General features: G+C 61.6%; 19 protein-coding genes. 6 read left to right on the forward strand and 13 right to left on the reverse strand.

The genetic code is table 11. The annotated features are described in order from the left end of the window. Positions 1-91 precede the first annotated feature (91 nt). From prpC to ASD83_RS12050, 3 genes are all read left to right on the forward strand, one after another. Positions 92-1,228: a 2-methylcitrate synthase gene (gene prpC, locus ASD83_RS12040; RefSeq protein WP_056311163.1), complete on the forward strand. Its 1,137-nt coding sequence runs from the start codon at positions 92-94 to the stop codon at positions 1,226-1,228. A gap of 15 nt (positions 1,229-1,243) precedes the next feature. Beyond that, positions 1,244-2,155 (forward strand): methylisocitrate lyase, encoded by a 912-nt coding sequence (gene prpB / locus ASD83_RS12045; protein ID WP_056311165.1) that lies wholly within the window; start codon positions 1,244-1,246, stop codon positions 2,153-2,155. A 189-nt stretch (positions 2,156-2,344) separates the two neighbouring features. Further along, positions 2,345-3,010, forward strand: coding sequence for an epoxyqueuosine reductase QueH (locus tag ASD83_RS12050; RefSeq protein WP_056312373.1), 666 nt, complete (start codon positions 2,345-2,347; stop codon positions 3,008-3,010). Positions 3,011-3,299: 289 nt separating this feature from the next. Here ASD83_RS12050 and ASD83_RS12055 read toward each other — a convergent pair whose 3' ends face one another. The 4 genes from ASD83_RS12055 to ASD83_RS12070 all read right to left on the reverse strand — a co-directional run bounded on the left by ASD83_RS12055 (position 3,300) and on the right by ASD83_RS12070 (position 6,100). Next, the gene (locus ASD83_RS12055; RefSeq protein WP_082561142.1) at positions 3,300-3,893 is read right to left on the reverse strand and encodes an SCO family protein; all 594 of its coding nucleotides are present in this window, start codon (positions 3,891-3,893) and stop codon (positions 3,300-3,302) included. Beyond that, positions 3,886-4,404, reverse strand: a complete 519-nt coding sequence (locus ASD83_RS12060; protein ID WP_056311166.1) for a copper chaperone PCu(A)C — start codon at positions 4,402-4,404, stop codon at positions 3,886-3,888. The genes ASD83_RS12055 and ASD83_RS12060 overlap by 8 nt, the downstream gene beginning before the upstream one ends. A 69-nt stretch (positions 4,405-4,473) precedes the next feature. Further along, positions 4,474-4,863: a hypothetical protein gene (locus tag ASD83_RS12065; protein ID WP_056311168.1), complete on the reverse strand. Its 390-nt coding sequence runs from the start codon at positions 4,861-4,863 to the stop codon at positions 4,474-4,476. A gap of 79 nt (positions 4,864-4,942) precedes the next feature. Then, positions 4,943-6,100, reverse strand: a complete 1,158-nt coding sequence (locus ASD83_RS12070; protein WP_156385934.1) for an HPP family protein — start codon at positions 6,098-6,100, stop codon at positions 4,943-4,945. 270 nt (positions 6,101-6,370) lie between these two features. Between ASD83_RS12070 and ASD83_RS12075 the strand changes: the two genes are divergently transcribed. The 3 genes from ASD83_RS12075 to gmd all read left to right on the forward strand — a co-directional run bounded on the left by ASD83_RS12075 (position 6,371) and on the right by gmd (position 11,165). Then, positions 6,371-8,542, forward strand: coding sequence for a putative bifunctional diguanylate cyclase/phosphodiesterase (locus ASD83_RS12075; protein ID WP_056311170.1), 2,172 nt, complete (start codon positions 6,371-6,373; stop codon positions 8,540-8,542). Positions 8,543-8,676: 134 nt separating this feature from the next. After that, a complete protein-coding gene (locus tag ASD83_RS12080; protein ID WP_056311172.1) occupies positions 8,677-10,017 on the forward strand; it encodes a UDP-glucose dehydrogenase family protein in 1,341 nt (446 codons plus the stop codon). A 38-nt stretch (positions 10,018-10,055) separates the two neighbouring features. Further along, on the forward strand, positions 10,056-11,165 hold the full coding sequence (gene gmd, locus ASD83_RS12085; protein WP_056311174.1) for a GDP-mannose 4,6-dehydratase: 1,110 nt from the start codon (positions 10,056-10,058) through the stop codon (positions 11,163-11,165). A 4-nt stretch (positions 11,166-11,169) separates the two neighbouring features. Here gmd and ASD83_RS12090 read toward each other — a convergent pair whose 3' ends face one another. From ASD83_RS12090 to ASD83_RS12130, 9 genes are all read right to left on the reverse strand, one after another. Further along, complete coding sequence (locus tag ASD83_RS12090) at positions 11,170-12,039, reverse strand: 2-hydroxy-3-oxopropionate reductase (protein WP_056311177.1); 870 nt, start codon at positions 12,037-12,039, stop codon at positions 11,170-11,172. Then, positions 12,036-12,821, reverse strand: a complete 786-nt coding sequence (otnI, locus tag ASD83_RS12095) for a 2-oxo-tetronate isomerase (protein ID WP_056311179.1) — start codon at positions 12,819-12,821, stop codon at positions 12,036-12,038. The genes ASD83_RS12090 and otnI overlap by 4 nt, the downstream gene beginning before the upstream one ends. Before the next feature lies 1 nt (position 12,822). Next, a complete protein-coding gene (locus tag ASD83_RS12100; RefSeq protein ID WP_056311181.1) occupies positions 12,823-13,737 on the reverse strand; it encodes a sugar phosphate isomerase/epimerase family protein in 915 nt (304 codons plus the stop codon). A 10-nt stretch (positions 13,738-13,747) separates the two neighbouring features. Continuing rightward, positions 13,748-14,779 (reverse strand): Gfo/Idh/MocA family protein, encoded by a 1,032-nt coding sequence (locus ASD83_RS12105; protein WP_056311183.1) that lies wholly within the window; start codon positions 14,777-14,779, stop codon positions 13,748-13,750. A 3-nt stretch (positions 14,780-14,782) separates the two neighbouring features. Then, positions 14,783-16,492 (reverse strand): ABC transporter ATP-binding protein, encoded by a 1,710-nt coding sequence (locus ASD83_RS12110; RefSeq protein ID WP_056311185.1) that lies wholly within the window; start codon positions 16,490-16,492, stop codon positions 14,783-14,785. Between the two features lie 13 nt (positions 16,493-16,505). Continuing rightward, positions 16,506-17,672 (reverse strand): ABC transporter permease, encoded by a 1,167-nt coding sequence (locus ASD83_RS12115; RefSeq protein WP_056311186.1) that lies wholly within the window; start codon positions 17,670-17,672, stop codon positions 16,506-16,508. 9 nt (positions 17,673-17,681) lie between these two features. Next, entirely contained in the window at positions 17,682-18,668 is a 987-nt protein-coding gene (locus ASD83_RS12120; protein WP_056311188.1) for an ABC transporter permease, read from the reverse strand. Between the two features lie 209 nt (positions 18,669-18,877). Then, entirely contained in the window at positions 18,878-20,989 is a 2,112-nt protein-coding gene (locus tag ASD83_RS12125) for a family 10 glycosylhydrolase (RefSeq protein ID WP_056311191.1), read from the reverse strand. Between the two features lie 82 nt (positions 20,990-21,071). Beyond that, complete coding sequence (locus ASD83_RS12130; RefSeq protein ID WP_056311193.1) at positions 21,072-23,000, reverse strand: ABC transporter substrate-binding protein; 1,929 nt, start codon at positions 22,998-23,000, stop codon at positions 21,072-21,074. Positions 23,001-23,189 lie beyond the last annotated feature (189 nt).

Below are 23,189 nucleotides of genomic sequence, written 5' to 3' on the forward strand. Positions count from 1 at the left end.
CGACACATTGGCACCACTTAAGGCAATGTCGGCCGCATAACGACGACAAGACAAGCAATCTGTTGACAAAAAAGCGCCGGGAGAGCTGTGCATGGCCGAATTCAAGCCCAAGAAATCCGTAGCCCTGTCGGGCGTCGTCGCAGGCAATACGGCGCTTTGCACCGTCGGACGCAGCGGCAATGACCTCCACTATCGCGGCTACGATATCCTGGACCTGGCCCGGAACTGCGAATTCGAAGAAGTCGCCCATCTCCTCGTTCACGGCACGCTGCCCACCCGCCCCGAACTCACCGCTTACAAGACCAAGCTCAAATCCCTCCGCGGCCTGCCGTCCATCGTGCGCCAGTCGCTCGAACTCCTCCCCGCCGCAACCCATCCCATGGACGTGCTGCGCACTGGCGTTTCCGCCCTCGGCTGCGTCCTTCCCGAAAGCCACGACCACAGCCATTCCGGCGCCCGCGACATTGCCGACCGGCTGATCGCCAGCCAGGGTTCCATGCTGCTCTACTGGTATCATTTCACCCAGAATGGCCGCCGCATCGAGGTCGAAACTTCTGACGATTCCGTCGGCGGCCACTTCCTCCACCTGCTCCATGGCAAGGCCCCGAGCCCGAGCCATGTCAAAGCCATGCACGTCTCGCTGATCCTTTACGCCGAGCACGAATTCAACGCCTCGACCTTCACCGCCCGCACCATTGCCGGCACCGGCTCTGACATGTTCTCGTGCCTTGCCGGCGCCATCGGCGCGCTGCGCGGTCCAAAACATGGCGGCGCCAATGAAGTCGCCTTCGATATCCAGAAGCGCTATGCGACGGCAGACGAAGCCGAGGCCGATATCCGCCAGCGCGTCGAAAACAAGGAAGTCATCATCGGCTTCGGCCACCCAGTCTATACGGTTTCCGACCCGCGCAACGAGGTGATAAGAACCGTCTCCGAAGAGCTGTCCAGGGAAGCCGGCTCGACCAAAATGTACGACATCGCCGCGCGCATCGAAAAGACGATGATGGACGCGAAAAAGATGTTCCCCAATCTCGATTGGTTCAGCGCCGTCTCCTACCACATCATGGGCATACCGACCGCGATGTTCACCCCCCTCTTCGTCATTGCGCGCACCTCGGGGTGGTCAGCCCATGTCATCGAACAGCGCCAGGACAACAAGATCATCCGCCCTTCGGCCAATTACACCGGCCCCGACGATCTGGCCTTCGTGCCGATCGACCAGCGCTAAATCAAGGAACCCGCCATGCCCTATCTTCTCTCCTCGGACCTCCCGACCGAACCCGCTGGCCTGCGCTTCCGCGCGCTGATCGAACGCGGCGGCATTTTGCGCCTGCCCGGCAGCCACAATGGCATGGCCGCGCTCCAGGCCAAGGCCGCCGGCTTTGAAGCGCTCTATCTCTCGGGCGCCGCCATGACTGCCTCGATGGGCCTGCCCGATCTTGGCATCATCACCGTCGATGAAGTCTCCTTCTTCATCAAGCAGGTTGCCCGCGCCTCGGGCTTGCCTGTCCTCGTCGATGGCGATACCGGCTATGGCGAAGCGCTCAATGTCATGCACATGGTCCGCGCCTTTGAGGAAGCCGGCGCCGGTGCCGTGCACCTCGAAGACCAGCTCCTCCCCAAGAAGTGCGGTCACCTTAACGACAAAAAACTCGCCAGCGCCCACGACATGGCGGCCAAGGTCAACGCCGCCGCCAAAGCCCGCAGAAACCTCTATATCGTCGCCCGCACCGATGCCGCCGCCAGCGAAGGCATGGACGGTGCCGTCGCCCGCGCCAAAATGTATATGGAAGCCGGCGCCGATGCGATTTTCCCCGAGGCGCTGAACACCGCCGAAATGTTCCGCGAATTCGCTTCCCGCATGCCCGGCGTGCCCCTCCTCGCCAATATGACCGAATTCGGCAAAACCCCCTTCTTCACCGCCGCCGAATTCGAAGCCATGGGCTACCGCATGGTCATCTGGCCGGTTTCTTCGCTGCGCGTCGCCAACAAGGCCCAGGAAAAGCTCTACGCCACCATCGCCGCCGACGGCTCGACCAAAGCCATGGTCCCCGAAATGCAAACCCGCGCCGAACTCTACGCCACCATCGGCCTCGCCGACTACGAAGCGCTGGATGCCTCCATCGTCGCCACGATCGTTCCCGAGCCGGTCTGAGCGACGCACCGCCCCAGTAGCCTTCAGGTCCAATAGCCTCCAGGCCCAGTAGCCCTCAGCCCCAGTAGCCCTCATGGTGAGGTGCTTTGCGCAAGCAAAGCCTCGAACCACGAGGGCGTGGCACCCAGGCATAAGGGCACGCTCTCGAAAAACTGGAAATCCCACCCAGCTTTTGCTATGCACCCGCTCATGAGCGAAGAATTCCAACGTCCCGTCCTGACGCCCCCCACTGGCGAGAAGAAAGTGCTGCTCCATTCGTGCTGCGCCCCCTGTTCGGGCGAAGTGATGGAGGCCATGCTCGCCTCGGGCGTCGAATATACGATCTTCTTTTACAATCCGAACATTCACCCCAAGCGCGAATACCTGCTGCGCAAGGACGAGAATGTCCGTTTTGCCGAGAAGCACAACGTGCCGTTCATCGACGCGGACTATGACCGCGACAACTGGTTCGCCCGCGCCAAAGGCATGGAGCACGAGCCCGAACGCGGCATCCGCTGCACCATGTGCTTCGACATGCGTTTCGAGCGCACCGCGCTTTATGCCCACGAGCATGGCTTTCCGGTGATGACGAGTTCGCTCGGCATTTCGCGCTGGAAAAACATGGCCCAGATCAACGAGAGCGGCAAACGCGCCGTCGCGCCCTATGATGGCCTCTCCTACTGGGATTACAATTGGCGCAAGGGCGGCGGCTCGGCCCGCATGATCGAAATTTCCAAGCGCGAAGAATTTTATCAGCAGGAATATTGCGGCTGCGTCTATTCCCTGCGCGACACCAACGACCACCGCGTCGAAATGGGCCGCGAACGCATCGTCCTGGGCGAAAAATACTACGGCAAGGACACGACCTCGGAATAAGCCTCGCCGCCGCGACCGCCTGCGGTCAAGCCCGAGGGAAGCCCTGCGTTTCGGAAAGCGTCAACGCCACCAGAACACTCGATGCGACACCTCCCCCTTGATGGGCTCCGATCCGTCCCAAAGGGCAAATCGCTCCAGTGGAGCGATTTGAGGCGAGGAGGTTGGGAGGGGGTGAGTGAGCCACGAAAGCCCGAAGTAAACACTCCCCACCCAACGTCATTGCCGGGCCTGTCCCGGCAATCCATCTCGCCTCCCCACCGCACCACCCGCGGCGAATGAAGGACACAACCTACCCCGCCGCCAGCAACTTCCGCAGTTTGGCGATCGCCGTGGCGCTATCCTCGCGATAGGCGATGGTCCCCTCAAAATTCCCCTCCTTGTTGAGAAGGAAAACCGAGGCCGTGTGGTCCATCGTATAATCCCCGTCCTCGAGCGGTACCTTCTGGTAGTAGATCGCCCAGGCTTTAGCCGCCTTTTCAATCTCCTCAGGCGTCCCGGTGATCCCGGTGACATGCCCGGTCCAGGAAACATAGTCGCCGATGATCTCGGCCGTATCGCGCTCCGGATCGACCGTCACGAAATAGGCCTTCAGGTCCTTGGCCTCATCCCCCAGCGCCTCGTACCACGAGGTCATTTCCGCCAGCGATGTCGGGCACACTTCCGGGCAATGGGTAAAGCCGAAGAACAGCATCGAGGGCGCGCCATCAAAGCTCTGCCGGTTGAACGCCTCCCCGCTCGCCGTCGTCAACTGATAGTCGCCATCGCCAAGGTTCTGCGCCACGCTCGGGCGCGTGGCCGAATAGGTGTAGAGCCCGGCAGCGCCGAGCCCCGCCACCGCCACCAAAACCCAGAGAACGGCACGCAAACGTCCAAGATTACTCATGGCTCTTGCCGCCGTGCGCCGGTGCATCGGCCGCCGTCGCGCCGGCGACGAGATCGACGGTCACCGTCCCCGCCTTTTCAAAGGTCAGCGTCACCGGAACCGCGTCGCCTTCCTTGATCGCGCCGTTAAGGCCCATGAACATCAGATGGAGGCCACCGGGCTCGAGTTTGATGGTTTCCCCGGCCGGCAGGTCTATCCCATCCTTGAGCTGCCGCATCTTCATGACATCGCCTTCCATGGCCATTTCATGAATCTGCGCTTCCTTGGCAATATCGGTTTTAACCGACACCAGCCGGTCAGCCTCGGCGCCCTTATTGGTGATGGTCATGAAACCGCCGCCCACCGGCGCATTGGGCAATGTCGCGCGGCTGAAGGCGCCGGTGATTTCGATCGAGCCCAAGACGACCATTTCGGCCTGATGGCTGGCATGGGCATCCTGCGCGAAACTCGGCAGGACGGGGGCAAAAAGCGCCGTAAAGGCAAGAGCGATGGCGGAAAGACGAAGCGTCATTTCGTGTCCTCGAAAAGCAAATGGAAATGGGCGCCGCAAGGCGGCAAAAAAAGCAGCGAAAGCCGTGGGTCAGGCGGCGCGAGGCGGCCCGCGCGGCTGTCCCGGATGCTCCATCGGCCTCACGGGACCGGAATAAGCATGCGCTTCAAAATGGATCGTGTCGGCGTTCCGCACTAGCGGCGGCTGAGGCACAGGCGGCAGCACCGCCACAAATTGGGATTTTGCAACGCCCGTCAGCGGGCACTTTGCCGCCGTCGGCGTCTGATTGTCGCCCCGCCCGGGATCAACCACGGACGTACAGACCGACCAGGAAACATCGGATTCAAAACCGAGCCGCGCCAATTCGCGCTGCAGCCCCGCCCCCTGATGCAGCGGCGCCAGCAGCACGAGCATATAGAGCGCCAGAACCGCAATGGCGGCGCCCATTTCCCGTCCGATATGGCGCATGCTTTTGGGCATGACGTCTCCTCGATATGGGATGTCAGCTACCCCTTGCGCAGGCGAGAAGCAAGGCGCGCAGTGTCGCAGCGGAGAAAAGCTAGGCCGTGCGGGCCAGCTCAGCCTGATTGACATGGAACAGCGCCGCCACCACGTCCGACTGCGTCACCATGCCGGCAAGTACCCCGGCCATATCGACCACCGGCACATGATGGTGCCCGGTCTCGGCCATCACCTGCACCACCCGCGCAATCGGCGTCGTCACCGGCACCGAGCGCACATCGCTCGTCATCACGTCCCGCACCTTGCCCCGCAGCGGCCGGTCCGAATTGCCGATGGCGCGCAATCGCCAGCCCAGCCCCGATCCCGTGGCCGATGGCCCCCAGTCAGCCTTGTCGAGTAAATCGGTCTGCGTGACGATGCCCACCACGCGCCGCTCTGCATCCACCACCGGCAGCGCCTTGACGCCATTGGCGCGCAGCAATTTGAGCGCAATGCGCAGCGACGTCCCCGGCATCACGCTCGCCACGTTCTGCGACATCACCGCCGAGGCGATCACCCCGCCCGAACGGCGATTGAACGCCAGCACCTCGGCCCGCTGCAAAACTTCCTCGAGGTCCTCGGGATCGACCGGCACCACTTCATCACGCTCGCGAATGGCCGTCGTCAGATCGTCGACCGTCACCCCGAGCCCACCCGTCTTCCCCGCTGAAACGACCGGCGCATGCATCTGCACCCGATGCGGATAGACCTTGCCGGTCAGCCGATTATAGCCAATCGCCGCCACCAGCAGCGCCAATGATCCTGCCAGCACCGGCCAGAGCACATAGAAAAATCCCAGATCGTGAATGGCCGGACCACCGAGAACCGCCGTCAGCGCCACCGCCCCGCTCGGCGGATGCAGGCACTTGAACGTCAGCAGCAACCCGATGCTCACCCCCAGCGCCAGCGCCGCCGCGACGCTTTGGTCCGGCACCAGCATGGCGAACGCCACGCCCACCACCGCCGCAATCCCATTGCCCCCGATGATCGACCACGGTTGCGCCAGGGGACTGGCCGGCACCGCAAACAGCAGCACCGCCGAAGCGCCCAATGGCGCAATCAGTAGCGGCGCGGCCGAAGCCGGCAAAGCCAGCCGCCCGATGATCCCAACCACTAAAATGCCGAGACATGCCCCCGCCGCCGCCCGCAGGCGCTCGACCGGACTGACGGCAACAAGATGGGGCACGAGGCGGGAGAGGAAGGCTGGAATTTTCATGGCTCCGCTTCCTAGGACGAGAGCCCGCCCCCGCCAAGGCATGCTCAACCAAATGCGTCCACAAAACTAAAACGGCCTTCCCAAATCCGCGCGTCTGCGCCGCTTTCACCAATTGCGCCCCAAAGCGACGCTCAGTGCTAACAGTCTGCTAACCAATAACCGACCGAAGTACCCGTTAAACTGGCACTTGCATCAGCCGGGAATGACTCGATCGGATAAACCAATTCGTCACTTCGCTGGCGCATATCTCAATCAATCAGAGGCAGCACCATGACGCTTTCGCCTTCTACCGGGGGCCATTCCGTTTCTGCACAAATCGTCTGGGCCGCTGCGGTTCTGGCGGTCTGCCTCGCTGTCGTCGTCGTGGTTTCCGTCTCCTGGGCCATGGAGCGCATTGATGATCGCGCCCTTGCCGAGCAAAGACAAACCATCACGGCCTCGCTCTTTGAGGCAAGAGCCCGCATGGCCGCCGACCAGGCCGCCACCATGGTTTCCATCGGCGAAATAACCTCAGAAACGGACGAACTCGACCGCCGGCTGACGACGGCGCTTGGTCATGATCGCGCCTATATTCTGACGCCCGAAGGCAAGGTGCTGCGTGCCTCGGTCGAGGGCCGTTTTGCCGGTAAGGTCTTCACCCTGGCGGATTCTTTCGTCTTGCAGCCGATCATCGACCGCTTGCGCCTGCGGATTGCCCGTGCGGCCTTCGATGACCCGAGCCTGCGGTTCAACGATGCCGCAGGTCTTCTGGCACTCAGAACAGTAGGCTTCGCCGATAGCGGCCAGGGCTTTGTCAGCATACGCCCAATCGGCGGCACCGCCAGCAAGCTATCCGATGAGCACCTGCTCATCTCGATCAAATTGATCGACCAGACAATGCTGCACGACATCGGCAAGCAATTCGGCATAGCCAACTTACGCCGCGTCTCCCATCCCACCTCCGCCGGCTGGGTCCCGGTCACGAACCATGACGGCGATATACTGACCTATCTGGTTTGGACTCCATCCAAACCGGCACAGGCATTGCTGGGCGAGGTCGCTCCGGCGCTCGCAGTCATGCTCTTGATGGTGGGCCTCGCCATGGCCGCGCTGCTGCTGTGGTTGCGCCGAACGTCGCTGACCATGGAAGCCAGCCGCGCCCACGCGACTTACTTTGCCCTCCACGATCCCCTGACCGGATTGGCCAACCGGGCGCTTTTTGAGACGCGCCTCAAGCAGGCAAAGGACTACGAATTCCTAGCCGAAACCAAGGTGCTACTGATTTCGGTAGATATCGACCGCTTCAAGGAAATCAACGACTCCTGGGGGCACGCCGCAGGCGACCAGTTACTGCGCGAAATCGCCAAGCGGCTGATGATCGAAATGCCGGAAGAAGCCACCGTCGCCCGCCTCGGCGGCGATGAATTCGCCATTATTCATCCCGGCATTCTGAGCGAGGGCCAGGCGCGCTGGATCTGCCAGCGGCTCATTCAATATGTCAGACCGCCCCTGACCATCGGCAGCGAGCGGATCGATGTGACGCTGAGCCTCGGCGCCGCACTCGTAAAGGGAAACGAGGTGACGCCCGAGGAAATCCTGCGGCGCGCCGACGTTGCTCTCTATTGCGCCAAGCTGGCCGGGCGCGATGGATTTGCGCTCTATGATCCGGAAATGGACCGCGAAAAGCGCGAGCGGCGGACGCTCGAAATCGAACTCCGCAATGCCCTCCTGACCGGGGAAGGCCTGCACCTCGTTTACCAGCCCATCTATGGCAGCCTGAGCGGCAAGATTGCTGGAGCCGAAGCGCTCATCCGCTGGATGCACCCCGCCCGCGGTCTGCTCTCCCCCGACTATTTCATCGCCCTAGCCGAAGAATGCGACATCATCGATCCCCTCGGCGAATGGGTTTTGCGCGAGGCATGCCAGTTCGCCGTCTCGTCAAACCTGCCTCGGATCGCGGTGAACGTTTCGCCGGTCCAGTTTCAAAATGCCCGCCTCGCCGAGCGTATCCTGACGATCCTCACCGAAACGGGGCTGGCGCCGGATCGGCTCGAAGTGGAAATTACCGAAGGCGTACTGCTCCAGAACTCGCCGCAGATGCAGGAAACGCTCCGCACCCTCCGGCAGGCGGGCGTCAGCATAGCGCTCGATGACTTTGGCACAGGTTACGCATCGATCAGCTATCTGCGCAGTTACGCCGTCGACAAGCTCAAGATCGACAAGTCCTATTCCCAACTGGTCGGCGCCGATCCTGCGGTCGGCCACATCGTGCGCCTGATGATCGAAACGGCCCGCGCTCTGGGTATGCGCGTGACCGCCGAAGGCGTCGAGAACGAGGACCAGCGCCGCAAATTGACGGATATGGGCTGCACCTATCTTCAGGGCTATCTCTTCGCCCGCCCACTTGCGCCCGAGGACCTGCGCGACGCTCTCTCCCGGGATTTAAGCCAGAAACTCGCCTAACCCGCTGCAGGCTTCACGCAGAGGTCACGCGCAGCGCATAAGCACTTTCGTCTGGAACACCGGAGCGCTGAGCTTGGGTTTCCTTCGCATGTGTATGGCGTATAAAACGCAGGCAGGGGTCGGGGAGCATTCCTATGCGCATCACCATGATAGGCAGCGGCTATGTTGGCCTCGTCAGCGGCGCCTGCTTTGCCGATTTCGGCCACGATGTCATTTGTGTTGACCTCAACGAGCAGAAAATCGCGGCGCTCAAGACGGGAAAAATCCCGATCTTCGAACCTGGCCTCGAAGTGCTGGTCGCTGACAATGCTGGGGCGGGGCGACTGACCTTCACCACCGACCTCGCTCCGGCTGTTGCCAATTCGGACGTGGTGTTCATTGCCGTTGGCACCCCATCGCGTCGCGGCGATGGACATGCCGATCTCTCCTACGTCTATGCCGCCGCCGCCGACATTGCCCGGGCCGTCACGGGCTTCACCGTCGTCGTGACCAAATCCACGGCGCCGGTGGGGACTGGCGACGAGGTCGAGCGCATCATCCGGCAAACCAATCCCGCGGCCGATGTTGTCGTCGTGACCAATCCCGAATTCTTGCGCGAAGGATCGGCCATCGAGGATTTCAAGCGGCCGGACCGCATCGTCATCGGCCTTGAGGACGAACGTGCCCGCGAGGTGATGACGGACGTCTATCGCCCGCTCTATCTCAATCAAGCGCCGCTGATGTTCACCGGGCGCCGCACTGCCGAACTGATCAAATATGCCGGCAATGCCTTTCTCGCCATGAAGATCACCTTCATCAACGAGATCGCCGATCTCTGCGAACGCACGGGCGCCAATGTGCAGGACGTTGCCCGCGGCATCGGCATGGACAACCGCATCGGCGGCAAATTCCTCAATGCAGGGCCGGGTTACGGGGGCTCCTGCTTCCCCAAGGACACGCTGGCGCTGGTCAAGACGGGCCAGGACTATGAAACGCCTTTGCGCCTCGTCGAAACCACGATCGAGGTCAACGATCGCCGGAAGCGCGCCATGGGTAGCAAGGTGATCGCGGCCATGGGTGGCAATGTCAGGGGAAAGACGATCGGCATATTGGGCCTGACCTTCAAGCCCAATACAGACGATATGCGCGACGCGCCATCGATCGCTATTATCGAGGCGCTGCAGGACGCCGGTGCACACATTCGCGCCTATGACCCCGAAGGCATGGATGCTGCCAAGGCGTTCCTAAACGGCGTCGAATACGCTGCGGACACCTACGACGCTGCCTCGAATGCCGATGCGCTGGTCCTGATCACCGAATGGAACTCCTTCCGCTCGCTCGACCTCGTGCGCATCGAGCAGGCCATGACCGGCAAGGTGTTCATCGACCTCCGCAACGTCTACCGTCGCAAGGAAGTCGAGACAGCCGGCCTCACCTATGTCAGCATCGGCCGCCCAGAAGGCGCCGCAGACACGGCAGCGCAGGCGGGAGAGTAGGCTACAAATTACCGCATTTCATAAACTGTGGGGGCAGTATGAATTCGGGCAAGGTTGCTCTGATCACCGGCATTACCGGACAGGACGGATCCTATCTCGCAGAATTTTTGCTCGAGAAGGGATATCAGGTACACGGCGTGAGGCGCCGATCTTCGCTCGCCAACGGCCAACGTATTGACCATCTGACCGGCGGTGGTGACGCCTCTGCATCCGGAGTTACGCTCCACTACGGCGACCTCTCCGACGGCTCGGGATTGACGCGACTGGTGCAAAACATCGCACCTGATGAAATCTACAATCTCGGAGCCCAGTCCGACGTCAGAGTATCGTTTGACGCACCCGAATATACCGCGGAGGTGGACGGCCTCGGCACTTTGCGGCTTCTCGAAGCCATTCGCCTGCTTGGGCTCGAAAATAAGACCCGCTTCTACCAGGCTTCGACGTCGGAACTCTATGGTCTCGCACAGGAGACACCGCAGCGGGAGACGACACCCTTTTATCCCCGCTCGCCCTATGCGGTCGCAAAGCTCTTCGCCCATTGCACGACGATCAACTATCGCGAGGCTTATGGCATCTACGCGTGCAACGGCATTCTCTTCAATCATGAGAGCCCGCGCCGCGGCGAGACCTTCGCGACGCGCAAGATCACCCAAGGCCTGTGCAATATCGCGCTGGGGCTAGAGCACTGCCTTTACATGGGAAACATCGACGCCCTGCGAGACTGGGGCCACGCCAGGGACTATGTCCGCATGCAGTGGCTGATGCTGCAACAGGAGATACCCGAGGATTTTGTGATTGCCACAGGCACCCAGTATTCGGTGCGTGATTTCATCCGCTGGGCGGCCGCTGATCTGGGCATCACGCTGGAATTTTCCGGATCGGGAATAAACGAAATCGGGACCGTCGTCCGCCTCGAAGGCGACGGCGCCCCCCATCTGGCAGTGGGCGATGTCATTCTCCGCATCGATCCAAAATACTTCCGCCCCACCGAGGCGGACGCCCTTCTCGGCGACCCAACCAAAGCAAGAGAGAAACTTGGTTGGGTCCCGGAGATCAGCGCCCGCGACATGTGCCGAGAGATGGTCGAGGCCGATTACAAAGCCGCGCGACGACAGGTCTTCTTTAGGCAAGGCGAACCGACGTTTTAGGCCTTCAGCCTGTCGCCTGCGGCACCAGCAGTTCGAACAAGGCCGAATGGTCTTTGTCGCCGAGGCCCTCGGCAAGCGCATTCTGCATTATTCCGTGCAGGCTCGAAGCATGCGGCAGGGCGAGGTCGAGCGTTTTGGCCGCGTCCGTCGCCAGACCTATGTCCTTGAGATGAAGGCGAATGCGGAAGCCGGGGTCGAAGGTGCCCTTGATCATGCGTTCGCCGTGGACTTCGAGGATGCGCGAGGAGGCAAAGCCGCCCATCAGGGCACTGCGGACCTTGGCGGGATCGGCACCGGCCGCCTGAGCAAAGGCGAGGCCTTCGGCAACGGCTTCGATGGTCAGGCCGACGATGATCTGATTGGCGACCTTGGCGGTCTGCCCATCACCCACTTCGCCGATGCGGTTGATATTCTTGCCCATCAGTTCAAAGAGCGGCTTGGCGCGGGCGAAGTCGGCTTCCGAACCGCCGACCATGATGGTGAGAGTTGCAGCCTTGGCCCCGACCTCGCCGCCAGAGACAGGAGCGTCGAGATAACAGGCGCTTTTTTCGGCGATGCGCCTGGCGAAGTCCCGCGTTGCGACGGGGGAGATCGAACTCATGTCGATGATGAGTTTGCCGGCGGAGATGCCGTCTGCCACGCCATCCGCGCCAAAGAGCACCTTTTCGACGTCAGGCGTGTCCGGCACCATCAGAATGGTGATGTCGGCCGCTTCGGCCACGGCCTTGGCGCTATCCAGCGCCTTACCGCCGGCTTCGACCAGATGCTGCGACGCCTCCTTGACCCGGTGCAGAAAGACCTCGTGACCGGCGGCAATGAGATGGCCCGCCATGGGGCGACCCATGACGCCCAATCCGATAAAACCGATCTTCATGCCTTGGCCCTCCAGGGTTCAAACCAGCCGAGCCCGGCGGTGGTACCGGCCTTCGGCTTATACTCGGCGCCGACCCAGCCGGTGTAGCCCGCTTCGTCCAGAGCCTTGAAAATATTGGGATAGTTGACCTCGCCACTGCCCGGTTCATTGCGGCCGGGATTGTCGGCGATCTGCACATGGGCAATGCGGGACTGCAGGCGCAGGAAGGTCGGGATCAGGTCACCCTGCACCACCTGCATGTGGTAGAAATCGTATTGCAGATAGAGGTTGTCGTGCTTCACGGCCGACGCGATGCGCTCGTAGTGATCGGTGGAATTGATCAGGAAGCCGGGAATGTCTCTGACATTGATCGGCTCGAGCAATAGCTTGATACCAGCCTCGGCAAAGCGCGGCGCGGCGTAGCGCAGATTGTCGATCAGCACCAATTCGAGGGCCGAACGGTCATAGCCTTCGGGCGCAATGCCCGCGAGGCAATTGACCTGATTGCAGCCGGTCGCCTTTGCATATTCTATCGCTTTTCCAACGCCTTGCCGGAATTCCGCGATACGGTCCGGATGGCAGGTGATGCCGCGCTCGCCCGCCGCCCAATTGCCGGCGGGGAGGTTGAACAAAGCCTGGACGAGGCCATGTTGGTCGAGCAGCGCTTTGAGCGCGGCGGGGTCCTGATCATAAGCGCCGACATATTCGACGGCTTTGAAACCATCAGCGGCAGCAGCCCCGAACCGCTCCATGAAGGCCAGTTCGGGGTAGAGCATTGAAATGTTTGCGGAAAAGCGCGGCATTTTATGCTCCCTTGAGCGGGCCGGGATAGACGATGTGATCGCCGCCGCGGGCCGCTTTGAGGTAATTGAGGGCGTGGACCTGGCCAACCATTTCCAGCTCTTCGCGATAGACTGGATCGTGCCAGCCTTCGATATCGATAGAACCGGACCAGCCGGCGAGGCGGAGTTCGGAGATGACGTCGTTCCAGTTGGTATCGCCGAAACCGGGGGTGCGCATCCAGACGGCTTTCTCCTTGCCGCCATAACCCTGGGACTTGATGACATCCCAGCGGATGGTCGCGTCCTTGCCGTGGACGTGGAAGAACTTGTGCGCCCATTTGCGAATTTGGGGAATGGGATCAATGAGATAGACCATCTGGTGGCAGGGTTCCCATTCGAGCCCGAGATTGTCTTCCGGCACCTCGTTGAACATCATTTCCCAGGCGTCGGGATTGTGCGCGATGTTCCAGTCGCCGGTTTCCCAATTGCCGCGCATAGAGCAGTTTTCGAAGGCGATCTTTACGCCCTTGTCGGCGGCGCGCTTTGAAAGCTCGCTCCAGACCTTCTTGAACTGCGGCAGGCTTTCGGGCAGCGGGCGATTGCGGATGCGGCCGGTGAAACCGGCAACGCAGGTGGCGCCAAAATGGTGGGCATTGTCGATCAGCGCTTCCCAGCCGCGCAGGGTCTCGATGTCTTTTGGTTGTTCTTCCAATGGGTTACCGAACATGCCGAGCGTGGACATGGTGACATCGCGGTCGCCGATAACGTCCTTGAGGCGCTTGGCGAGTTCGGGGAGGTCCTTGTTCACCGTCTGCCAGAAATAGGGCTCGATGCTCTCAAAGCCGTGGGGCAGGATTTTTTCGAGATAACCGACCGGATCGGGCTCGTGGCCGCGGATCATGGTGCCGATGCGAATGGCTTTTGGGTCTAATGCCATGAAATATCTCCTAAATTACAATTTCGACGCGACGGCCGGCTTTGGAGCTGTCGATCGCTCCGAGGACCATGGCGAGGCTTTTGATGTTTTCGCGCCCGACTGTTTCAGGCATCGGCCCACCGCGGGTGGCGGCGATGAAATCGCTGATGACGCCGAGATGGCCGCCAATGCGGTCGGTGGGATCGAGTGCTGGAATTTCAATGACTTGGGTATCGGGAAGGAGTTTCCCGGTGACATGGGGGAGCGTGCGTTCGGCGCGGATATCGTCGGCGCCATCCCAGAGAATGGAGCCTTTTGTGCCGGTGATGCGCCAGGTGCTTTCCCAGGAGGTGCGGAAGCCGGGCGCAGCCCAGGAGCCGCGGTAAGTCATTACGGCGCCTTGCGAAAATCGAAAGCTGGCAAAGGCCGAGGCGTCGCGTTCGTACCAGGAGCCGGCGGGGTTCCACTCTTCGGCATAGACCGAGGTGGCCGCGTCATCGATGACGAAGCGGGCGGCGTCGAAAGTGTGGACGGCCATGTCCAAAAGGAGGACGTGCGGCATCTGTTCGCGAAAACCGCCGAAGTGCGGATCGAGGAAGAAATCGCAGTGAACGCCGGTGATTTCGCCGATGGCGCCGGAGGCGACGAGGCGGCGGATGCGGCGGAGTTGGGCGAGGTAACGGCGGTTCTGGATGACCACATGCAGACGGCCGGCCGCCTCGGCGCGGGCGATCAAATCCCTAGCTTGATCAAGGGTTTCGGCCATGGGCTTTTCGGACAGCACATGGGCGCCGGCGGCCAAAGCGGTCGAGACGATGCCGTGGCGGACGGCGGGGATGGCGACGTCGAAGACGATCTCCGGCGTCAGTTTGTCGAGCATGGATTTGAGATCGGTGCCGATCTCGGGATTGATACCTTGCTCGGCGGCGCGGGCTTCGGCATTGGCGGGATTGATGTCGACAATGCCGACAATTTCGACGCCGCCGACGGTTTTTACGGCTTCGAGCCATTTGCGGCTCATTGCGCCGGCGCCGGTTAACACGGCACGCTGATTGGTGGTCATTGGTTAGCAGACTGTTGACGTTGAGAGGGACGCAAGGCGGGTTCGGTGCAACATGCGTTTATTTCGGGGATCGGGATTGGGAACGGCCGAAATCAGGGCGCGGGTATAGTCCTCGTCCGGGGTGGTGCAGATCTTTTCGGCGGGGCCGATTTCGACCAGTTTGCCGCGATGCATGACGGCGACGCGATCGCAGAAATAGCGGACGACGGAGATGTCGTGGGAGATGAAGATGAAGGAGAGATCGAGGTGGCTCTGAATCTCCAAAAGCAGGTCGAGGATCTGGCTGCGGATGGAAACGTCGAGCGCTGAGGTCGCTTCATCGGCGATGATGATGCGCGGATCCAGCGCCAGGGCGCGGGCGATGCCGATGCGCTGGCGCTGACCGCCGGAAAAGGCGTGGGGATAGCGCTCCATCACATCGGGCGAGAGACCGACGAGCCGGAGGAGTTCGGCGGTCTTTTCTTCGATCTGCCTTGCCGAGAGTTTGCCTTCGACCACCAGCGGGTCGCCGATGATCTGACGGATGGTCATGCGCGGATTGAGCGAGGCGAAGGGGTCCTGGAAAATCAGGCGGACATCGGCGTGGAATTTGCGCAGTTCGGATTTTGAGAGCGCGGTGACGTCGATCTCCTTGCCGTCTTTTTGCCGGTAGAGCACCTGCCCCTCGGTTGGCTCGACGATGCGGAGGATGAGGCGGCCAAGGGTGGTCTTGCCAGAGCCGCTCTCGCCCACGACGCCGAGATTTTCGCCGGCATGGAGGACGAGGCTAACATCGTCGACGGCTTTCAAGGCGAACTTCTTGGTGCCCAGAAAGCCCTTGGCGCCGCCATAGACTTTGGTGAGGCCTTTTACCGTGAGGAGGGGTTGGGGCGTGATGACGGCTTCGGCGCGGGCGTCGGCGGGTTGTTCGAGTTTGAGCGTCGATGCCAGGAGGCGCTGGGTGTAGGCGTGCTTGGGGGCATGGAAGATTTCGTCGACCGTACCGGTTTCGACGATGCGGCCAAAGCGCATCACTGCGACATCGTCGGCGACTTCGGCGACGACGCCCATGTCGTGGGTGATGAGCAGCATGGCCATGCCGCGTTCAGTTTGCAGGCGCTTGATGAGGTCGAGGATTTCGGCCTGTGTCGTTACGTCGAGCGCCGTAGTCGGTTCGTCGGCAATCAGGATGTCAGGATTGACCGCGAGCGCCATGGCAATCATGGCGCGCTGGCGCATGCCGCCGGAGAATTCGAAGGTGTAGCGGTCGGCCATTTCGGCGGGGTCGGGAATTTCGACCTGACCGAGCAGCTCGACCGTGCGGGCGCGGGCGGCGCGTTTGTCAATCTTTGAGTGGAGGCGCACGACTTCGTCGATCTGGCTGCCGATGGTGTGGACAGGCGAGAGCGAGGACATCGGCTCCTGGAAGATCAGGCCGATGCGGGCGCCACGGACGGCGCGGACTTCGGGGCTGTTGGAGGCGAGTTGAGCGAGATCGACCTCGCGACCTTGGGTGCGGAGGATGATCCGACCACCGACCATGACCCCGGGCTTGTCGACGATGCGCATGAGCGAGCGGGCGGTGACGGATTTACCGGAGCCGCTTTCGCCGACGAGTGCGAGGGTGCGGCCGCGATGAAGATCGAAACTGACATCGCGGACGGCGTGGAGAATGTGGGTGCGGAGGTGAAAATCGAGATTGAGATTTTCGACGCTGAGGACGGGTTTTTCCATTGTTATCGGCTCCTCAGGTTTCGTAGGGGTCGGCGGCATCGCGGAGGCCATCGCCGAAGAAGTTGAAGGAGAGGACGGCGATCACCACCGCGAGGCTGGGCCAGATGAGGAGCCAGGGCGCGGTCGAGATCGAACGAATGTTCTGCGCGTCCTGCAGCAGCACGCCCCAGGAGACGACGGGCGCCTTGAGGCCGACGCCGAGGAAGGAGAGCGAGGTTTCGGCGATGATCATCGAAGGTACGGCGAGGGTGGTCACCGCGAGGATATGGCTCGTGAGCGAGGGCAGGATGTGGCGGAAGATGACACGACGTTCTGAAGAGCCGTCGAGCTTGGCGGCGGTCACAAAATCCTCGTTGCGGAGGGAGAAGAAGCGGCCGCGTACTTCGCGGGCGAGGCCGGTCCAGCCGAGCAGCGAGACGATGATGGTGATAACGAAATAAACGTGGATGGGTGACCAGGTCAGCGGAATGGCGGCGGCAAGGCCGAGCCAGAGCGGAATGGTCGGCATGGCGCTGACGACTTCGATGACACGCTGGATGACGGTATCGATCCAACCACCGAAATAGCCGGAGATGGAGCCGAGGACGACACCAAGGAACAGCGACATGCAGACGCCGATGAGGCCGATCGACATGGAAATACGGGTGCCATAGATCAGCCGGCTGAGGAGATCACGGCCGAGACGATCGGCGCCGAGGAGGTACATGGTTTGTGTGGGATCGAGCGGCCCGATCAGGTGGCGATTGGCTTCGAACATGCCCCAGAATTTGTAGGTGGGGCCTTCGACGAAAAGGCCGACTGGGACGATGATGTTTTCATCGACGACGAAGGTGCGGCGGAGCGCAGCCTTGTCGATGGCAACGGTGTAGCCTTTGACGTGCAGCTGAAACTGGCCATCGGGCGTGAAGAGGCCAATGCTTTGCGGCGGCGCGTAAGTGTATTGCGCGCGGCTCGTATCCGGCAGGCCCGGGGCGAGGAATTCTGCAAAGGCGCCGATGAGATAAAGAACCAAAATCACGCCGCCGCAGAAGAGGGCGACTTTCTGGTTGAGGAACTTGCGCCAGATGAGGGTCCATTGGCCGGCGGCGGCATCGGAAATCGGGTCCATGCCGGGTTTAAGGCCGGAAATGGCGGGGCCGTCTTCGGCGAGCTTGGCATCGAGAGCGGGCGTAAGGGTCATCGCATCACCTCAATTATAGCGGATGCGCGGATCGAGCAGCGCGAGCAGGATGTCGGAAACGAGCATCCCGATAAGGGTCAGCACGCTCAAAAGCAGGATGAAACTGCCGGCGAGATACATGTCCTGCGCGACAAGGGCCCGCAGAAGCAGCGGGCCGGCCGTGGGCAGGTTGAGGACGATGGCGGTGATGGTGACGCCGGAGACCAGTTCGGGCAGCACCCAGCCAATGGCCGAGACGAAGGGATTGAGCGCAATCCGCACCGGGTATTTCACGATGACCTTATATTCCGGCAGGCCTTTTGCACGCGCGGTCGTCACATAGGGCTTTGACAGCTCGTCGGTGAGATTGGCGCGCAGAATGCGGATCATCGAGGCGGTGCCCGACATGCCGATGACGAGGATGGGAATCCAGAGGTGGAGAATGAGGTCCCAGAGCTTTGCGGGGCTCCAAGGCGCGTCGACATATTCGGGCGAGAAGAGGCCGCCGACCGACTGGCCGAAGACGCGGAAGGAAACGTACATCAGCGTCAAGGCCAGGATGAAGTTTGGCACGGCGAGGCCGATGAAGCCGAAGAAGGTGAAGACGTGGTCGCCGATGGAATTGCGGCGCACGGCGGAATAGATGCCGATGGGGAGCGACACGGCCCAGACGAGGAGCAGGGCGGCAAACGAGATCGCCAGCGTGGACCCCATGCGCGACCAGATGACTTCGGAAACCGGCTGGTTCCACTCGAAGGAAAAACCGAAATCGCCGCGCGTAAGGATGCCCAGCATCCACTTGCCATATTGAATCCAGACGGGCTGATCGAGCCCATATTGGGAGCGCAGGCGCTCGACCGTCGCCGGATCGATCGGCGACCCGCCGTCGGCGAGCGTCGAGAGCAGCGAGGTCAGATAATCGCCCGGCGGCAGCTGGATGATGGCGAACGAAATGATCGACATGCCGATCAGGGTCGGGATCATGTAGACCAGTCGCTTCAAGATATAGTTCAGCATTGCCGCTCCTCTTTCGGCTTTGCGGGGTGGTCCGGCGGGTGAGCGTCGGGCCGGTGGTTTGGGGGGAGCTTTGGGGCTCCCGTCACCCCCCTCCCGTCCTCCCCCATCAAGGGGGAGGTGAAGGGACGGTGGTTTTGGCTAGATCGAGCAACAAACTCGATCGGCACCTCCCCCTTGATGGGGGAGGATGGGAGGGGGTGTCTCCTCCCTCACGCCCAGCTCAGATGGACCACCTCCATGGTCTCGATCTCCTGGATGTCAACCGTTGCACGGCCATCCGAGATTCGGAATGGCACGTCTTTACCCGCCACCAAGAGACTGGCCGATTTCACCTTTTTGTCCCTGGGGATTTCCAGCGAGACGGTGAGCGGGCCGACCGGCCAGGTGTCGCGCAGGGGGCCCTTCATCATCATCGGATTGGTGAGATTGAGGAGGCAGAGCGCCCTGCCCTTTTCGTCTTCATGAAGGCCCACGTCGAAGACGCCGCGGCCGGTAACTTCAATTTCGGGCTCCTTGCCGAGCGCCCATTTGACGGCGTTGGCGATGAGGCGCCCCTGGTCTTCGGCCATATAGGTCCAGAAAACCTCGCCGATATTCCACGGGATGTAGACGACGCGACCGCCTGCCGACGTGGTGCGGGCCGAGACGCCGACGCCCTGGGGCGGCAGGCGGGGATAGACTTCTTCCATCGGCAGGTCGGGGAAATCCGGGACCTTCAGGAAGGGGGTTTCGAGCGTCGTCGTTGACTCGACGCCCACGTCTTCGGTGCCGCCGATGATGCGCTCGGCGCTGCCGAAACCGGTGCTTATGGGGTGGCTGCCATTGATCGAGACGTAGGAATTGCGGACGCCGGTCCGCGGCGGCGATGTCATCTTCACCCCAAACACATCGGCGAGACCGAAGTCGGTGCGGGCAGCGCCCTTTTCGTCGTAGAGCGAGGTCTGGTGCGCGGCGACGACAGAACCGCCTTCGGCGACGAAATCGCGCAGCGCCTGGCACTGGGCGTCGGAGAGATAGGTGGCGTTGGCGAGGATGACGAGCTTGTAGCGGCACAGTTCTTCGACCGTCATGATCTGGTCGGAGAGGAATTCGAAGGGGAGCCGGGCTTCGACAAGGGCATGGTAGAAACCCATATCGTTGAGTTCGGCGAGGTGGCGCTTGTCGGGGTCCCAATGGCGAAGAGTCGTCGCCGGATCGATGATGGCGATTTCGGCCTTGGGCAGCATGGAGCCGATGATGGGCTCGACCTTGGCGTGGAGATTGAACGCATTGGCCGTGGGCTGGACCCAGCGGTCATCGGGGATGCAGGCGTTGAACTTGGTGAACCAGGGGAAGAGTCCCTGGGTGATGCCGGCGTGGATCCACTGTTCGATCTCGGGGCCGGTCTGCACGGAGTCCTTCCAGCGCGGGATTTCCTCGGGGCCGATGGAGGTGATGAGCCCAACCGGGCGATCGCGGAACGTGGCGCGGATGCGCTTGCCATTGCGGCCGGCGGACCAGGCGGGCTCGACATTGCGGCGGCCCTGATGGTCGACGAAGAGAATGGGGCAGTGCTTCTTGATGACCGAGAGGTCGAATTCCATGAGCGAGGAGCCGCTCATATTGGGAATGAAAGAGGCGTGCGGTTTGACCTTTTTGACCTCGGTGTCCCAATGGGCGACGAGTTTGGTCAGGGTGGTGCGGCGCCAGGCGGCCCAGGCCTGCCAGACGGGATCGGAGGCGCTGCTGGTTTCGGGGAGTTCGAAGCCGCTAGCGGTGCGGAAATTGTCTTCGCAGGCTTTGCAGTAGCAGACGCCATGGCCCTGCCAGCGATTACCGAAGAGCGCGTCGATGTCGTATTTTTCGGCGATCTCGACGATGACCTTGGTCATGAAGTCGAAATTGTAGCTTGAATAGGCGCAGGTGACGAAAATGCCGGGCATGGCCCAGTGTTCGCGCGGCTGGCGATCGACGGTGAGCGAGACCCATTCGGGGTGCGCTTCGGCGGCATCGGCGTGGATGGCGTGGGGATCGACGCGGGCCATGACATGCATGTCGAGTTTGCGCGCTTCAGCGACGAGCGTGCCGAAGGGGTCGGTGTCGCCGATGAATTTCGAGACATAGTGAAGCGGGATTTCGCTCGGATAGTAGGCTATGTAGCCGCCGGCCGAGAGGCAGATGGCGTTGGATTTGGTGCGCTTGAACACGTCCACCCAGAAGGCGGGGTCATAGCGCTGCGGGTCGTCCTCGACGAAAGTGAGCTGGGTCCAGCGCGTAGCGGTTTTGTACCAGTCGGGCGTGCGGAGGGTGGACGCAGCTGGGCTGTCTTCGATTTTAAGCATCGGACGATCCGGTCTTTTGGGCTTTAGGAGGAGTGCACCGGCGGCGGGACAACCGCCGGCGCCAAGCTGACGTTGGGAGGTGTCAGCTGATGTAATATTGCTCGGGATTGGTCGGCGCAGGGGTCGGATAGCCCCAGGAATTGGGCATGCTCGGCTGCACGTTCTTGAGGCGATTGGCGATGATGCCATAGCCATCGAGCGGCAGGGTGATGCCGAAGACGTAGAACTCGTCGGCGGCGATCTGGAGGATTTCCGCCATCAGCTCGTTCTGCTTGGCCGGGTCGCTCGACTGGCGCAGCTCGTTATAGGCCTCGAACTGGCGCTTGGTGGCTTCCGGCGGCTCGACCGCATCGACGGAATTCTTGTCGTTGTACCAGATCTGCCAACCCTTGGCGTACATGGCCTCGGTGGTGTTGGGGAAGAAGTAGCGCGGATCGAGAATGGCGACGATGCCGCCATTGCCGCCGAATTTGTGCACCGTGGCGTCATATTCGCCGCCCTGGCGCACGCGAACTTCCCAGAGTGAGCGGTCCATGGTGCGCATCTGGGCGTCGATGCCGACGGCGCGGAGCATGGGGAGGACGAGCTGGAACGAATCCACGAAGGTTTGGCGGACCTGATCGATCTCAAAAATGATGGTGACACGATTGCCGTTTTCGTCGAGCCGCATGCCTTCGCCGTCCTTGTTGGGGACGATGGTGTCGAGCAGTTCATTGGCCTTGGCGGTGTCGTAGGCGGTGAACTGGGTGGCGAGCTGCTCATTGTAGAGCGGGTCTTCGGGACGGACCGAGGGCTGCGCCGGGGCGCCCTGGCCGATGAAGATGGTGTCGATGACGGCCTGGCGGTCGATCGAGTGGCTGAGCGCGGCGCGGAAGTCCTTGTTCTGGTAAAGGGCGCGCTTGGCCGGGTCGGGATGGGTCAGATTGAGCTGGAACACCATCTCGTTCGGCTCGGTCGAGGTGGTGGTGTAGAACCCGTACTGGCCGGTTTCCTGTCCATCATAGAGCACGGCGCGATTGGCCGGGGTGCAGATCCACTGGTCGAGGAGATCGATCTCGCCTTGGAGGGCCTTCAAAAGCAGCACTTCATTGTCGGCGGCAACGGCATAGGTGATGCGATCGATATAGGGCAGTTGGTTGCCCTCGGTATCGACCTTGAAATAGTAGGGATTGCGCTGGGAGATCGAGAACTCGGCGGATTCGCCGATGGGCTGGGTGACGGTCCAGCCGAACAGCGTCGGCATGTCCTTGTTCTTGAAGATTTCGCCATCGACGGCGATGCCGCTCTTGATCTGGAAGAGCTGCACCCAGCCGGTCAGGCCCTGATCGGTCGCGAGCTTGTCCGCATCGGGATTGTACTTGATGTGGAACTGCTCGAGATAGTGACGCGGGGTGCGGGTCGTGCGGTCGTCATTGGCCCAGGCGAGGCGCAGCGGCAGGAGGCCATTGGGCTGGGCAAAAACGATGCGGAAGGTCAGCGCGTCGATCTTCTCGAACTTGGCGGTGCTGCCATCGGTCGAGCGCAGCGGGGTCGGCGGGGACTGGGCCAGTTCTTCGTTGAGGAGAATGTCTTCGTAGAAGAACATTACGTCGTCGCTGGTGAAGGGCGTGCCGTCGGACCACTTGTGGCCTTCGCGCAGCTTGAACGTATAGGCCGTGGTGTCTTCGTTGGCTTCAAAGCTTTCGGCGACATTGGGGATGACGCCGCCAAAATCGGGGGTGTAGCGCACAAGCGGCTCATAGCCCTGATAGCGATGCATCATGTTGAGCGAGCCGCCACCGACAAGCGCGGCGCGGAGATCGCCGCCATATTTGCCGACGCTTTCGAAGGGCTGCACCACCATGGGGTTGAGCGGCAGGCGCTCGGCCAGCGGCGGAATGGTACCGGCGGCAACGGCTTCGGCGAGCGCCGGCGCTTCCTTGAGCGGGGCCTGCGCGAATGCCGGGATGGCCGGCAGCACGAGAGCGGCGCCGGTCGCAGCCAGGAATGTTCTCCGAGAAATATTGGTCATCGATTCCTCCTCAGCCCGGGGAACCTAAAATGTCCCTCTTCGAGCTAACACAAGCCAATCAATACCTAATTGTTAGGTCAATAGACATAGTGAAATCGTTACAGAGAAAATTAAAATTGGCGCATGCCTTTGGTTTTTATGCACTAAATCGACCATAACAGACAAAACTTGCGCATAAAAACAGACGTG

The sequence above is a fragment of the Devosia sp. Root685 genome (assembly GCF_001427875.1).
In the GTDB taxonomy this organism is placed as follows: domain Bacteria; phylum Pseudomonadota; class Alphaproteobacteria; order Rhizobiales; family Devosiaceae; genus Devosia.

Excerpts from the sequence above, each read along its gene's own strand:
- prpC (WP_056311163.1), top strand. The coding sequence starts at position 92 with ATGGCCGAATTCAAGCCCAAGAAATCCGTAGCCCTGTCGGGCGTCGTC.
- prpB (WP_056311165.1), top strand. The coding sequence starts at position 1,244 with ATGCCCTATCTTCTCTCCTCGGACCTCCCGACCGAACCCGCTGGCCTG.
- ASD83_RS12050 (WP_056312373.1), top strand. The coding sequence starts at position 2,345 with ATGAGCGAAGAATTCCAACGTCCCGTCCTGACGCCCCCCACTGGCGAG.
- ASD83_RS12055 (WP_082561142.1), bottom strand. The coding sequence starts at position 3,893 with ATGAGTAATCTTGGACGTTTGCGTGCCGTTCTCTGGGTTTTGGTGGCG.
- ASD83_RS12060 (WP_056311166.1), bottom strand. The coding sequence starts at position 4,404 with ATGACGCTTCGTCTTTCCGCCATCGCTCTTGCCTTTACGGCGCTTTTT.
- ASD83_RS12065 (WP_056311168.1), bottom strand. The coding sequence starts at position 4,863 with ATGCCCAAAAGCATGCGCCATATCGGACGGGAAATGGGCGCCGCCATT.
- ASD83_RS12070 (WP_156385934.1), bottom strand. The coding sequence starts at position 6,100 with ATGAAAATTCCAGCCTTCCTCTCCCGCCTCGTGCCCCATCTTGTTGCC.
- ASD83_RS12075 (WP_056311170.1), top strand. The coding sequence starts at position 6,371 with ATGACGCTTTCGCCTTCTACCGGGGGCCATTCCGTTTCTGCACAAATC.
- ASD83_RS12080 (WP_056311172.1), top strand. The coding sequence starts at position 8,677 with ATGCGCATCACCATGATAGGCAGCGGCTATGTTGGCCTCGTCAGCGGC.
- gmd (WP_056311174.1), top strand. The coding sequence starts at position 10,056 with ATGAATTCGGGCAAGGTTGCTCTGATCACCGGCATTACCGGACAGGAC.
- ASD83_RS12090 (WP_056311177.1), bottom strand. The coding sequence starts at position 12,039 with ATGAAGATCGGTTTTATCGGATTGGGCGTCATGGGTCGCCCCATGGCG.
- otnI (WP_056311179.1), bottom strand. The coding sequence starts at position 12,821 with ATGCCGCGCTTTTCCGCAAACATTTCAATGCTCTACCCCGAACTGGCC.
- ASD83_RS12100 (WP_056311181.1), bottom strand. The coding sequence starts at position 13,737 with ATGGCATTAGACCCAAAAGCCATTCGCATCGGCACCATGATCCGCGGC.
- ASD83_RS12105 (WP_056311183.1), bottom strand. The coding sequence starts at position 14,779 with ATGACCACCAATCAGCGTGCCGTGTTAACCGGCGCCGGCGCAATGAGC.
- ASD83_RS12110 (WP_056311185.1), bottom strand. The coding sequence starts at position 16,492 with ATGGAAAAACCCGTCCTCAGCGTCGAAAATCTCAATCTCGATTTTCAC.
- ASD83_RS12115 (WP_056311186.1), bottom strand. The coding sequence starts at position 17,672 with ATGACCCTTACGCCCGCTCTCGATGCCAAGCTCGCCGAAGACGGCCCC.
- ASD83_RS12120 (WP_056311188.1), bottom strand. The coding sequence starts at position 18,668 with ATGCTGAACTATATCTTGAAGCGACTGGTCTACATGATCCCGACCCTG.
- ASD83_RS12125 (WP_056311191.1), bottom strand. The coding sequence starts at position 20,989 with ATGCTTAAAATCGAAGACAGCCCAGCTGCGTCCACCCTCCGCACGCCC.
- ASD83_RS12130 (WP_056311193.1), bottom strand. The coding sequence starts at position 23,000 with ATGACCAATATTTCTCGGAGAACATTCCTGGCTGCGACCGGCGCCGCT.